10 protein-coding genes are annotated in these 12,825 nt (G+C 63.5%); 4 read left to right on the top strand and 6 right to left on the bottom strand.

What is annotated here, in order from left to right; genetic code table 11:
- Window positions 1-84: 84 nt before the first annotated feature.
- The 3 genes from J5M71_RS17885 to J5M71_RS17875 are packed head-to-tail and all read left to right on the top strand — an operon-like array spanning window position 85 to window position 3,638.
- Complete coding sequence (locus J5M71_RS17885) at window positions 85-1,002, top strand: putative 2-dehydropantoate 2-reductase (protein WP_207834549.1); 918 nt, start codon at window positions 85-87, stop codon at window positions 1,000-1,002.
- A 37-nt stretch (window positions 1,003-1,039) separates the two neighbouring features.
- A complete protein-coding gene (locus J5M71_RS17880) occupies window positions 1,040-3,070 on the top strand; it encodes an ATP-binding protein (RefSeq protein WP_207834546.1) in 2,031 nt (676 codons plus the stop codon).
- A 1-nt stretch (window position 3,071) separates the two neighbouring features.
- Window positions 3,072-3,638 carry a cob(I)yrinic acid a,c-diamide adenosyltransferase gene (locus J5M71_RS17875; RefSeq protein ID WP_207834537.1) on the top strand — a complete coding sequence of 189 codons (567 nt, stop codon included), beginning with the start codon at window positions 3,072-3,074 and terminating at the stop codon, window positions 3,636-3,638.
- A gap of 139 nt (window positions 3,639-3,777) precedes the next feature.
- Here the strand turns inward: J5M71_RS17875 and J5M71_RS17870 are convergent, their stop codons facing one another.
- The 4 genes from J5M71_RS17870 to secA form a co-directional block, all read right to left on the bottom strand.
- The gene (locus tag J5M71_RS17870; RefSeq protein WP_061303700.1) at window positions 3,778-4,722 is read right to left on the bottom strand and encodes a Nudix family hydrolase; all 945 of its coding nucleotides are present in this window, start codon (window positions 4,720-4,722) and stop codon (window positions 3,778-3,780) included.
- A complete protein-coding gene (locus J5M71_RS17865) occupies window positions 4,719-5,351 on the bottom strand; it encodes a glutathione S-transferase family protein (RefSeq protein ID WP_207834526.1) in 633 nt (210 codons plus the stop codon). Before J5M71_RS17865 ends, J5M71_RS17870 begins: the two co-directional genes overlap by 4 nt.
- 132 nt (window positions 5,352-5,483) lie before the next feature.
- Entirely contained in the window at window positions 5,484-6,701 is a 1,218-nt protein-coding gene (gene argJ, locus J5M71_RS17860) for a bifunctional glutamate N-acetyltransferase/amino-acid acetyltransferase ArgJ (protein ID WP_063913299.1), read from the bottom strand.
- Window positions 6,702-6,873: 172 nt separating this feature from the next.
- Complete coding sequence (gene secA, locus J5M71_RS17855; RefSeq protein WP_207834524.1) at window positions 6,874-9,609, bottom strand: preprotein translocase subunit SecA; 2,736 nt, start codon at window positions 9,607-9,609, stop codon at window positions 6,874-6,876.
- 321 nt (window positions 9,610-9,930) lie between these two features.
- Between secA and J5M71_RS17850 the strand changes: the two genes are divergently transcribed.
- On the top strand, window positions 9,931-10,386 hold the full coding sequence (locus tag J5M71_RS17850; RefSeq protein ID WP_063913301.1) for a DciA family protein: 456 nt from the start codon (window positions 9,931-9,933) through the stop codon (window positions 10,384-10,386).
- A 192-nt stretch (window positions 10,387-10,578) separates the two neighbouring features.
- Here J5M71_RS17850 and lpxC read toward each other — a convergent pair whose 3' ends face one another.
- Together lpxC and ftsZ are read right to left on the bottom strand one after the other, a co-directional pair.
- Window positions 10,579-11,490, bottom strand: a complete 912-nt coding sequence (lpxC, locus tag J5M71_RS17845; RefSeq protein ID WP_207834522.1) for a UDP-3-O-acyl-N-acetylglucosamine deacetylase — start codon at window positions 11,488-11,490, stop codon at window positions 10,579-10,581.
- A gap of 112 nt (window positions 11,491-11,602) precedes the next feature.
- The gene (gene ftsZ / locus J5M71_RS17840; RefSeq protein ID WP_003260772.1) at window positions 11,603-12,799 is read right to left on the bottom strand and encodes a cell division protein FtsZ; all 1,197 of its coding nucleotides are present in this window, start codon (window positions 12,797-12,799) and stop codon (window positions 11,603-11,605) included.
- Between the last annotated feature and the right edge of the window lie 26 nt (window positions 12,800-12,825).

The raw sequence follows: 12,825 nt of genomic DNA, 5'->3' as shown, positions 1-12,825 counted from the left end.
TAAAAGCGCGCTCAGGCTGAAGATGGAGCGCGCTGGGTTTGACGGTTAAAATGCGGGCTCATTATAACGGGTTGCGAAACGCATATGAGCAGCACCTGGCATATTCTCGGCGCCGGCAGCCTGGGCAGCCTATGGGCTTGCCGCCTGGCGCGCGCGGGCAAGGCAGTGCGCCTGATCCTGCGTGACGGGCAACGGCTGCAGGCCTACCAGCAGGCCGGCGGCCTGACCCTGGTCGAACAGGACCAGCCCCGCCACTTCGCCATCCCCGCCGAAACCGCGCAGGCACCCGGCCCGATCCATCGCCTGCTGGTGGCCTGCAAGGCCTACGACGCCGCCCCGGCTATCGCCGGCGTGGCACCGCGTCTGGCCGAGGGCGCCGAAGTGCTACTGCTGCAGAACGGCCTGGGCAGCCAGGACGAAGTCGCCGACCTGGTGCCGCGCACGCGCTGCATCTTCGCCTCCAGTACCGAAGGGGCGTTTCGCGAGGGTGACTGGCAGGTACGCTTTGCCGGCCACGGCTTCAACTGGCTGGGTGACCCACGCAACCCGACGATCCCGGCCTGGTTCGACGACCTGCACCAGGCGGGTATCCCCGCCGAGTGGACGCTGGACATCCTCACCCGCCTGTGGCGCAAGCTGGCGCTCAACTGTGCCATCAACCCGCTGACCGTACTGCACGACTGCCAGAACGGCGGGCTGCTGGGGCACCTGGGTGAAGTGGATGCCCTGTGCGGCGAGCTGGCCCAACTGCTGCGCCGCTGTGGCCAGCCAGAAGCGGCAGACGGGCTGGACGAAGAAGTACAGCGGGTGATCCTCGCCACCGCGGCCAACTACTCTTCCATGTACCAGGATGTACGCGCAGGCCGACGCACCGAGGTGCACTACCTGCTTGGCCACGCCTGTCGCGCCGCCGGCCGCCATGGCCTGCAGCTGCCAGAGCTGGAACGCCTGCTGCAGCGCCTGGTCGATAACCTGCGCGTGCGTGGTTTGCCCTGCGACTGACGCGGCCCTTTAAACGGATACGGATATTGCCTAGCCCATGACCTTGCGCCAACGCCTGGAAAACCTCCCGGTCGGGCAGAAACTGCTGGCGGCCCTGCTGGTGTTGCTGGTGACCATCTTGCTGGTGGCCAACCTCACTTTCATCAGCGCCGCCTACTGGATTACCCAGGAAAGCATGGCACCGCAGGCACTGCACACCATCGGCCGGCTGGTGGCCAACCCGCAGCTGGCGGCACGCGCCGGCGATGCGCCGGACACCGCCAGCGCCCTGCTCAAGGAACTGGACAGCTATACGCCGCTGCGCGCCGCCGCTGTCTATGGAGGCGATGGCCGCATACTGGCGCAGTTGCAGCACGGCGAGCCGCTGGCCCTGCCCAAGCGTTTTCGCGACATTGACGGCTGGCGCCTGATGGAGTTTCGCAGCACCCAGCTGATCCGCATGCCACGTGACGCCAACCCGCCAGCGCACCTGCTGCTGGTGGCCAGCAGCGAATTGCCCACAGCCTTCTACACCGGCACTCTCAGCGCCAGCCTGGGCATCCTGGTGTTCAGCATCCTGCTGTGGATCGTCATTGCCAGGCAAATCAAACGCCTGATCACCCAGCCGATCAACCAGCTCGAAGAGCTCAGCCGCCAGGTCACCCGCGAAGAGAGCTATGCCCTGCGTGCGCAGCGCGGCAACGACGACGAAATCGGCAGCCTGGCCGAAGCGTTCAACACCATGCTCTCGCGCATCGAGGCCCGCGAACAGCAACTCAAGCGCACCCGCGACGAGTTCCAGGAGGCCTATGACCAGGCCCAGGGCCTGGCCGAGGAAACCCGCCACACCAACCGCAAACTGGAGCTGGAAGTCCAGGTGCGCAGCAAGATCGAGAAAAAACTCACCGGTTTCCAGAACTACCTCAACAGCATCATCGACTCGATGCCCTCGGCGCTGATCGCCCTCGACGAACAGCTCTACGTGACCCAGTGGAACCACGAAGCCACGGTGCTTTCCGGCACGCCACTGGACGAAGCGCTGAACCAGCCGATCTTCATCGCCTTCGAACCGCTCAAGCCGTTCCTGCCGCAGTTGAAGGAAACCGTGGAGAAACACCGCGTTGCGAAGATCGAGCGGGTCACCTGGCCCAAGGGCGACGACCTGCGCCACTACGCCCTGACCTTCTACCCGCTGACCGGTGGCGGCGGCCGTGGCGTGGTCATCCGCATCGACGACATCACCCAGCGCCTGTCGCTGGAAGAAATGATGGTGCAATCGGAGAAGATGCTTTCGGTCGGTGGCCTGGCCGCCGGCATGGCCCACGAGATCAACAACCCGCTAGGCGCGATCCTGCACAACGTGCAGAACATCCGCCGGCGCCTGTCACCAGAGCTGCCGCGCAACCAGGAGCAGGCCGAGGAACTGGGCATCGACCTGCCCACGGTCAACCGCTACCTGGAGAGCCGCGAAGTGCCGCAATTGCTCGACGGCATCCAGCAGGCCGGTGCCCGGGCGGCAAAGATCGTCACCCACATGCTCAGTTTCAGCCGACGCAGCAATCGCCAGCTGGCGCCATGCGACCTGCCGGCGCTGATCGACCAGGCGGTGGAGATTGCCAGCAACGACTTCGACCTGGCCATCGGCTTCGACTTCAAGGGCCAGGCCATCGTGCGCCAGTTCGACCCCGAACTGGGGCCGGTGCCATGCACCGCCAACGAACTGGAGCAGGTGCTGCTCAACCTGCTGAAAAACGCCGCCCAGGCCATCCACCAGCGGCCGCAGCCGAGCGAGCCCGGGCGCATCATCCTGCGTACCCGCTTGAACCCGCCATGGGCGGAAATCCAGGTCGAGGACAACGGCGTCGGCATGCCCGAGGGGGTGCGCAAGCGCACTTTCGAGCCGTTCTTCACCACCAAGGAAATCGGCCAGGGCACCGGCCTGGGCCTGTCGGTCTCGTACTTCATCATCACCAACAACCACAAGGGGCAGATGGAAGTGCAGTCCACGCCCGGCCAGGGCACCTGCTTCACCCTGCGCCTGCCCCTCGGCCAGCCGGCAACGGCGGCGCCGGCCAAAACGGAGAAGTGACATGGGCTACCGCCTGTCGAAGATCTACACCCGCACCGGCGACAAAGGCGAAACAGGCCTGGGCGACGGACGCCGGGTGCCCAAGGACCACCCACGGATCGAGGCCATTGGCGAGGTGGACAGCCTGAACAGCCAGTTGGGTTTGCTACTGGCGGGGCTGGCCGAACAAGGGCTGGATGAAGTGAGCGCGGTGTTGGCGCCGTGTCAGCACCGCTTGTTCGACCTGGGTGGTGAGTTGGCGATGCCCAGTTACCAGGCGCTGAACCAGGCGGAGGTGGAACGGCTGGAGGCGGCGATCGATGTGTGGAACGAGGAGCTGGGGCCGTTGAAGAACTTCATTTTGCCCAGTGGTTCGGCGCTGGTGGCACAGGCACATGTGTGCCGCAGCCTGGCGCGCAGTGCGGAGCGGCGGTGTCAACAGTTGAATGCGCTGGAGCCGTTGGCGGGGGTTGGGTTGGCGTATATCAACCGGCTTTCGGACCTGCTGTTTGTGGCGGCGCGGATCATTGGGCGGCGGCAGGGGGTGGCAGAGGTTTTGTGGCAGCCTGCACCAAAGCCGGAGGTTTGAGATTGCCGGGGCTGCTGTGCAGCCCTTCGCGGGCTTGCCCGCTCCCACAGGTACGGCACAGGTTTCAGGGCTTGTGAGTTTCCTGTGGGAGCGGGCAAGCCCGCGAATGGGCCGCAAAGCGGCCCGAATTACAGGCGACTCAGATCTCAGGCCAGAACGCCCGGATCCCGGCAACACCCTGCGCCCCCGCTTCCCAAGCCTGCTCGCGCTCACCCGGCCCTACCCCACCCAGCAGGTAGACCGGCTTGTTGAAGCCGGCGATCAACCGCTGCGCCTCATCCCACCCCAACGGCACCGCCTCGGGGTGAGTCCGGGTCGCCTGGACAGGCGACAGGGTGACAAAGTCCACGCCCATCTGCTCCGCCAGCGCCAACTCTTCAGCACTGTGACAGGACGCCGCCAGCCAGCGCTCCTTGGGGAACGGCCGGCCGTTGGCGGCATACTTGCGCAGTTGTGCAGCCGTCAGGTGCCAACCCGCGGCAGGAAAGTCACCCAGCCACTCCAGCGGCCCCTTGAGCATCAGCTGCGCCTTGCCCGCGCACAGGCCGACCGCATCCACCGCCACATCGCGGTACTTGGGGTCGTACATGTCCGGGGCACGCAACTGGATCAGGCGAATGCCGCTGGCCACCGCCTTCTGGATGCCCTTGAGCATCTGCGGCACTTCCAGGCCATCAGGGGTGATCAGGTACTGGTCCGGCAGGCGCGCGGCCGCAACGATCGGTTTATTGGCCTCGGGGAATTCGTACTGGGGCAAATCGCGCGGGGCAACCCACTCCAGCGGTTGGCCCTCGGCACCATGCGGCTCGCCAGTGAACGCCTCGACTTCACGCACGTCCAGCAGCACCTGCTTGTCCGGGTAGTCGTGGCTGACCTTGATCAGCGCGCGCGAACGGCTCACCTCGATGCCCAGCTCCTCGCGCAGCTCGCGGGCCAGCGCCGCCTCGACACCCTCGCCCTCTTCCACCTTGCCGCCCGGGAATTCCCACAGGCCGCCCTGGTGCTGGGTATCGGCACGGCGTGCGATCAAAATGCGGCCGTCAGTACCGCGAATGACGGCGGCTACAACATGAATCCGTTTCACCCTTCACGCTCCGCCAGGCCAGCCTGCTGCCAGGCCTGGAAGGCCGGCCACTGGTAAATGGTTTCGATATAGGCAGCCGCCTGCGCAGGCACTTCCACGCGGTAGGTGCGCAGGCGCACGGCCACCGGGGCGAAGAAGGCATCGGCCAGGCTCGGCTTGCCGAACAGGAACGGGCCGCTGTCCTTGGCCGCCAGGCGGCATTCCGACCACAGTGCAACGATACGGTCGATATCGATTTGAACCTCCAGCGGCACGCTGTCCAGCGCCTGGTCGCGCGACAGGTCGAACGGCATCGCGCCGCGCAGGGCGAAGAAGCCACTGTGCATCTGCGCGCAGGCCGAACGGGCCTGGGCCCGGGCCGCCACGTCGGCAGGCCACAGCTGGGCGTCGGGGTGGCGTTCGTTGAGGTATTCGGCAATGGCCAGCGAGTCGGCGATCACACCGTGCCCGGTCTTGAGCAGCGGTACCTTGCCGGTGGCAGAGAAGGCGAGGATGCGCTGACGGGTGTCAGGCTGGTTGAGTTTGATCAGGGTTTCTTCGTAGGGCACGCCAGCCAGCTCGAGAGCCAGGGCGCCACGCAGCGACCAGGAGGAATACAGCTTGTCGCCGATGATCAGGTGATAGCTCATGGTTCGGCTCCATCGTTTGGGAATTTTGGGGCTGCTCTGCAGCCCCTCTCGCGACACAAGGCCGCTCCCACATGAAGCGGTGTACGCAGGAGCCTTGTGTCGCGAAAGGGCCGCAAAGCGGCCCCAATTACATCAGGTACGGTACTCGGCGTTGATCTTCACGTACTCGTGGGACAGGTCGGTGGTCCAGATGGTTTCGCTGCACTGGCCACGGCCCAGCTCGATACGGATGGTGATCTCTTCCTGGGCCATTACCTTGGCACCCTGGTCTTCGGTGTAGCTCGGGCTGCGGCCGCCTTTGCTGGCAATGCACACGCTGTCCAGGTACACATCGATCAGGCTCACATCCAGCTCTGGTACGCCGGCACGGCCAACGGCAGCGAGGATGCGGCCCCAGTTGGGGTCGGAAGCGAACAGCGCGGTCTTGATCAGTGGCGAGTGGGCCACGGCATAGCCGACGTCCAGGCACTCCTGGTGGTTGCCACCGCCGTTGACCTGCACGGTCACGAACTTGGTAGCGCCTTCGCCGTCACGGACGATGGCCTGGGCCACTTCCATGCACACTTCAAACACCGCCTTCTTCAGCGCTTCGAACAGTGCGCCGCTGGCTTCGGTGACTTCCGGCAGGTTGGCCTTGCCGGTGGCGATCAGCATGCAGCAGTCGTTGGTCGAGGTGTCGCCATCGATGGTGATACGGTTGAACGACTTGTTGGCGCCGTCCAGCATCAGGTCCTTGAGCACCTTTGGTGCCACCTTGGCGTCGGTGGCGATGTAGCCGAGCATGGTGGCCATGTTCGGACGGATCATGCCTGCCCCCTTGCTGATGCCGGTGACGGTAACGGTCACGCCATCGTGCTGGAACTGGCGGCTGGCACCCTTGGGCAGGGTGTCGGTGGTCATGATGCCGGTGGCAGCTTCGGCCCAGTGGTTTTCCGACAGGTTGTCGAGGGCGGCCTGCAGCGCGCCTTCGATCTTCTCGACCGGCAGCGGCTCGCCGATTACACCGGTGGAGAACGGCAGTACCGACTCGGCCGGTACACCGGCCAGTTCGGCCAGCTTGGCGCACGTGCGTTCGGCGGCGGCCAGGCCTGGCGCGCCGGTGCCGGCGTTGGCGTTACCGGTGTTGGTCAGCAGGTAGCGCACGGTGCCCTGTACACGCTGCTTGGACAGGATCACCGGCGCCGCGCAGAAGGCGTTGAGGGTGAACACGCCAGCCACGCTGGAGCCTTCGGCACAGCGCATGACCACCACATCCTTGCGCCCCGGGCGCTTGATGCCGGCAGAAGCGATGCCGAGTTCAAAACCCGGAACCGGGTGCAGGGTGGGCAAAGGACCAAGACCAACAGCCATTAGAGCGCTCCTAGAAAATACGGTTGATATCGAAAAGCGGGGCCGCTTCGCGCCCCATCGCGACACAAGGCCGCTCCCACATAGGACGGCGCAGCGTTGCGGCTGTGCGCTATCCCTGTGGGAGCGGCCTTGTGTCGCGACAGGGCCGCAACGCGGCCCCATTCAGGTCAGATCACTCGATCTGCCCGTGGCAATGCTTGAACTTCTTGCCCGAGCCACACCAGCACGGCTCGTTGCGGCCCAGCTTTTGTTCGTTGCGCACCGGTGCCGAGGCGACGGCCACTTCGACGCCCTCCTCGCTCAGTTGCTCGCTTTCCAGGCCCGGAGCGGCGGCATGCTGGAACTGCATGCGGCTGGCCAGTTCCTCGGCCTCGCGGCGCAGGCGGGCTTCCTCTTCGACCGGGTCTTCGCGGCGTACCTGAACGTGCGACAGCACACGGATGGTGTCGCGCTTGATCGACTCGAGCAGCTCCTGGAACAGGCTGAAGGATTCGCGCTTGTACTCCTGCTTCGGGTTTTTCTGCGCATATCCACGCAGGTGAATACCGTGACGCAGGTGGTCCATGGTCGACAGGTGGTCTTTCCACAGGTCGTCCAGCACGCGCAGCAGGATCTGCTTCTCGAAGGTACGCAGGGCTTCGATACCGGCCTGGTCTTCCTTCTCGGTGTACGCGCTGGTGATTTCGTTCAGCAGCTTCTCGCGCAGGGTCTCTTCGTAGAGGTGATCGTCCTCGTCGAGCCACTGCTGGATCGGCAGCTTCATGGCGAAATCGCTGGCCAGCGAAGCTTCCAGGCCGGCCACGTCCCACTGCTCGGGCAGCGACTGCGGCGGAATGTGCTGGCTGATGGTAGCGTCCAGTACTTCCTTGCGGAATTCGACGATGGTGTCGCCGATGTTCTCGGCGGCCAGCAGGCTGTTGCGCATGTGGTAGATCACCTTGCGCTGCTCGTTGGCCACGTCGTCGTATTCCAGCAACTGCTTGCGGATGTCGAAGTTGCGGCCTTCGACCTTGCGCTGGGCCTTCTCGATGGCGTTGGTGACCATGCGATGCTCGATGGCCTCGCCCGACTGCATGCCCAGCGCCTTCATGAAGTTCTTCACCCGGTCAGAGGCGAAGATACGCATCAGGCTGTCTTCCAGCGACAGGTAGAAGCGGCTGGAACCCGGGTCGCCCTGACGGCCGGAACGGCCACGCAGCTGGTTGTCGATACGGCGCGATTCGTGGCGCTCGGAAGCGATCACGTGCAGGCCACCCGACTCGATCACTTGCTGGTGGCGCTTCTGCCAGTCGGCCTTGATCTGGGCGATCTGCTCGGCGGTGGGGTTTTCCAGGGCGGCCACTTCGGCTTCCCAGTTACCGCCCAGCAGGATGTCGGTACCACGACCGGCCATGTTGGTGGCGATGGTCAGGGCACCTGGCGCACCGGCTTGCGCGATGATCTCGGCTTCCTTCTCGTGGTACTTGGCGTTGAGCACCTTGTGGTCGATACCTTCCTTCTTCAGGAGGTTGGACATGTGCTCGGAGGTTTCGATGGTCGCAGTACCCACCAGCACCGGGCGGCCCTGGGTCATGCTTTCCTTGATGTCGGCGATGATCGCGGCGTATTTCTCGTCGGCGGTCAGGTACACCAGGTCGTTGAAGTCCTTGCGCGCCAGCGGCTTGTTCGGCGGAATGACCATCACGTTGAGGGCGTAGATCTGGGCGAACTCGAACGCTTCGGTATCGGCGGTACCGGTCATGCCGGACAGCTTGGTGTACAGGCGGAAGTAGTTCTGGAAGGTGGTCGAAGCCAGGGTCTGGCTCTCGGCCTGGATGTTCAGGTTTTCTTTCGCTTCGATGGCCTGGTGCAGGCCTTCGGACAGGCGACGGCCGGGCATGGTACGGCCGGTGTGTTCGTCGATCAGCAGGACCTGGCCGTCCTGGACAATGTACTCGACGTTGCGGTGGAACAGCTTGTGCGCGCGCAGGCCGGCGTAGACGTGGGTCAGCAGGCTCAGGTTGTGCGCCGAGTACAGGCTCTCGCCCTCGGCCAGCAGGCCCGACTGGGTGAGCATTTCCTCGATGTACTGGTGACCGGCTTCGTTCAGCTCGACCTGGCGGCTCTTCTCGTCGATGGTGAAGTGGCCTTCCTGGGTGACCTGGCCTTCCACTTCCTCGATGTGCTGCTTAAGGCGCGGGATCAGGCGGTTGATCTCGATGTACAGCTTGGAGCTGTCCTCGGCCTGGCCGGAGATGATCAGCGGGGTACGCGCTTCGTCGATGAGGATGGAGTCGACTTCGTCGATCACGGCGAAGTTCAGTTCACGCTGGAACTTCTCCTCCTGGCTGAACGCCATGTTGTCGCGCAGGTAGTCGAAACCGAATTCGTTGTTGGTGCCGTAGGTGATGTCGGACGCGTAGGCAGCGCGCTTTTCTTCCGGCGGCTGGAAGGCCGAGACGATGCCGACCGACAGGCCGAGGAACTCGTACAGCGGGCGCATCCAGTTGGCGTCGCGGCGGGCCAGGTAGTCGTTGACGGTGACCACGTGCACGCCCTTGCCGGACAGTGCGTTGAGGTACACGGCCAGGGTACCGACCAAGGTCTTGCCTTCACCGGTACGCATTTCTGCGATCATGCCCTCGTGCAGGGTCATGCCACCGATCAGCTGCACGTCGAAGTGGCGCATGCCCATCACGCGCTTGCCGGCCTCACGGGCCACGGCGAAGGCTTCAGGCAGCAACTGGTCCAGTGTCTCGCCTTTGGCCAGGCGCTCCTTGAACTCTGCGGTCTTGCCCCGCAGTTGCTCGTCGGAGAGGGCCACCATCTTCTCTTCGAGAGCATTGACGATGTTCACCGTCTTGAGCATGCGTTTGACTTCACGCTCGTTCTTGCTTCCAAAAAGTTTCTTTAACAAAGGCGCAAACATATCGGCAGGATCTTCCACACGTAGGGATGGAGGGCGGCCCCATGAGTCGCCCGTGCAGCCCTGAGGCCGCATGCGAACGAGCATTCTACCCGGAAACGATGGTGAAGAAAGTGGTGGATTGCCACGATGCTTGTACAGCGTTTTGGCGGGGGCTTGTTTTAGATAGGGGCATTTTCCCTGAGTTCAAGGTTCGGGAAGATGAAACGTATCGAGAATGAGTCTTGTCTCTTGTTAACTGTGGGAGCGGGTTCACCCGCGAAGAGGCCGGGACAGGCTATAGAGGTGTTAGACTGCGGACCATGTAACCTCATGCGTACTCCCATGGCCTACAAACCCTCCCCCGCCCAGCCGCCCTCCGCCCTGCTCCGCCAGGTGCGCCCGCTGCGCCTGCTGCTGAACCAGGCCGAACGCCTGGAACACCTGCAGCGCCTGCTGGAAAGCCAGCTGCAACCGGCCGCCCGCGAGCACTGCCATGTGGCGTCGTGGCGCGATGGCACATTGTTGCTGGTGGTAACCGACGGCCACTGGGCCACTCGTCTGCGCTATCAGCAAAAACGCTTGCTGGCGGCATTACAGGCGATGGAAGCATTCGGCAACCTCAGGCGTATCCTGTACAAGGTGCAGCCGCCGCTGGTGCCGGCCAAGCGTGGTGGCCATGCCGCAGAGCTGTCGAACAACGCGGCCGAGAGCCTGCGCGATACCGCCGAGGGCATCAACGACCCCAAGCTGCGCGCGGCACTGGAAAGGCTGGCAGCTCATGCCCAGGACAAGCGCTGACACCTTCGGGACTACTGCGCAGTCCATTCGCGGGCACGCCGGCTCTCATAGAACTGCACATAACTCATTGAATTAGCGGTGACTCTGTGGGAGCGGGCGTGCCCGCGAATGGCCGGACCTGCCGGGCAAAATGCGTCAGCCATAAAAAAGGCCACCCGAAGGTGGCCTTAATGAACTAGAGAGTGTTCGAACTTACACGGCCGCAACAGGGCGCATGTACGAGATCGGTGCCGTGCTGGCATCTTCGAAAGTGACCACTTCCCAGGCGTCTTTTTCGGCAATCAGCTTGCGCAGCAGCTGGTTGTTCAGCGCGTGTCCGGACTTGTAGCCCTTGAACTCGCCGATCAGGCTGTTGCCCAGCAGATAAAGGTCGCCAATGGCGTCGAGGATCTTGTGCTTGACGAATTCGTCATCGGAACGAAGGCCGTCTTCGTTGAGCACACCGGTCTCGTCGACCACGATGGCGTTCTCGACACTGCCACCCAACGCAAGGTTGTGCTTGCGCAGGTACTCGATGTCACGCATGAAGCCGAAGGTACGCGCGCGGCTGACTTCCTTCACGAACGAGGTGCTGGAGAAGTCGACGACCGCACTCTGGGTCTGGCCCTTGAGGACCGGGTGATCGAAGTCGATCTCGAAGCTCACCTTGAAGCCGTCGAAAGGCAGGAACGTGGCGCGCTTGTCGCCCTCTTCCACGGTTACCTCACGCAGGATGCGGATGAACTTCTTGGCTGCGTCCTGTTCTTCCAGGCCGGCAGACTGAATCAGGAATACAAAGGGTCCGGCGCTGCCATCCATGATCGGCACTTCCGAGGCGGAGAGCTCGACGTAGGCGTTATCGATGCCCAGGCCCGCCATGGCGGAGAGCAGGTGCTCGACCGTATCGACCTTGACGTCACCGTTGACCAGCGTCGTCGACATGGTTGTCTCGCCGACGTTGGCCGCGCGCGCCGGGATTTCGACCACAGGGTCGAGGTCGGCGCGGCGGAAGACGATGCCGGTGTCAACAGGTGCAGGCTTGAGGGTCAGGTAAACCTTCTCCCCGGAGTGCAGACCGACACCTGTGGCACGGATGGTATTCTTCAGGGTGCGTTGTTTAATCATGGCATTGGCCGCTTCAGCGCAAATTGCGAACAGGTATCAACAAAGGCTGGGGATGATAACAGACCCAACCTTTGATGAATACCAATCACCTTTATACCCCTGATAAATTCCATTAATCAGCCTGACGACGCAGGAATGCCGGGATATCAAGGTAGTCCAGGTCATCCTGAGGGTTCAGTTTAGCGGCTGCAGCAGCCCCTGCATGGGCCTGGTTGCGCATTACGGTCGGGCGCTCCAGGTCACGGTAGTTGACCGCAGGCTGCTCCTGGCGAACCGGCGCCGGGTTGGATGCCTCGTACACCTGCTGGGCAGTCTGCAGGGTGTTGTCGACCACCTTCACAGGCTTCTCGATGCGCGCGCCAAGGCCAGTGGCCACTACGGTCACGTGCAGCTCGTCACGCATGTCCGGGTCGATCACGGTACCGACCTTGACCATGGCGTGGTCGGAGGCGAAGGCTTCGATGATGCTACCCACGTCGGAGTACTCGCCCAGCGACAGGTCCGGGCCTGCGGTGATGTTCACCAGGATACCGCGGGCGCCCTGCAGGTTGACGTCTTCCAGCAGCGGGTTGCGAATTGCTGCCTCGGTGGCTTCACGCGCACGGTTCGGGCCGCTGGCACAGCCAGTACCCATCATGGCCATGCCCATTTCACCCATCACGGTACGCACGTCGGCGAAGTCGACGTTGATCATGCCCGGGCGCTTGATGATATCGGAGATACCACGCACGGCACCGGCCAGTACGTCGTCAGCCTTGGCGAAGGCGGACAGCAGGCTGGCATCCTTGCCCAGGATGGTCAGCAGCTTCTCGTTGGGGATGGTAATCAACGAGTCGACGCTTTCAGCCAGCATGCGGATGCCTTCATCGGCAATCTGCATGCGCTTGCGGCCTTCGAACGGGAACGGACGGGTGACCACGGCAACGGTGAGAATGCCCATTTCCTTGGCCACTTCGGCGATGATCGGCGCTGCACCGGTACCGGTACCGCCGCCCATGCCAGTGGTGATGAACACCATGTTGGTGCCCTGCAGCACTTCAGCGATGCGCTCACGGTCTTCCAGCGCGGCCTGGCGGCCGACTTCCGGGTTGGCACCGGCACCCAGGCCTTTGGTCACGCCAGTGCCCAATTGCAGGATGGTGCGCGCGCCGATGTTTTTCAGCGCCTGGGCATCGGTGTTGGCGCAGATGAATTCCACGCCTTCGATGCTGCTCTTGACCATGTGATTGACGGCGTTGCCACCACCACCACCAACGCCGATCACCTTGATGACCGGGCTTTGCGGGACGTTGTCTACGAGCTCGAACATTTTCCCTCTCCTTACAGTTCTCTAGT

It is taken from the genome of Pseudomonas sp. 43(2021) (genome assembly GCF_017490805.1).
Lineage (GTDB): Bacteria > Pseudomonadota > Gammaproteobacteria > Pseudomonadales > Pseudomonadaceae > Aquipseudomonas.
Note: the sequence above shows the minus strand (reverse complement) of the source record. Positions and strands in the feature narration are given on the sequence as shown.

Coding starts and splice junctions, on each gene's coding strand:
- J5M71_RS17875 (WP_207834537.1), top strand. CDS start 3,072: ATGGGCTACCGCCTGTCGAAGATCTACACCCGCACCGGCGACAAAGGC.
- J5M71_RS17850 (WP_063913301.1), top strand. CDS start 9,931: ATGGCCTACAAACCCTCCCCCGCCCAGCCGCCCTCCGCCCTGCTCCGC.
- lpxC (WP_207834522.1), bottom strand. CDS start 11,490: ATGATTAAACAACGCACCCTGAAGAATACCATCCGTGCCACAGGTGTC.
- J5M71_RS17880 (WP_207834546.1), top strand. CDS start 1,040: ATGACCTTGCGCCAACGCCTGGAAAACCTCCCGGTCGGGCAGAAACTG.
- J5M71_RS17865 (WP_207834526.1), bottom strand. CDS start 5,351: ATGAGCTATCACCTGATCATCGGCGACAAGCTGTATTCCTCCTGGTCG.
- ftsZ (WP_003260772.1), bottom strand. CDS start 12,799: ATGTTCGAGCTCGTAGACAACGTCCCGCAAAGCCCGGTCATCAAGGTG.
- secA (WP_207834524.1), bottom strand. CDS start 9,609: ATGTTTGCGCCTTTGTTAAAGAAACTTTTTGGAAGCAAGAACGAGCGT.
- J5M71_RS17885 (WP_207834549.1), top strand. CDS start 85: ATGAGCAGCACCTGGCATATTCTCGGCGCCGGCAGCCTGGGCAGCCTA.
- argJ (WP_063913299.1), bottom strand. CDS start 6,701: ATGGCTGTTGGTCTTGGTCCTTTGCCCACCCTGCACCCGGTTCCGGGT.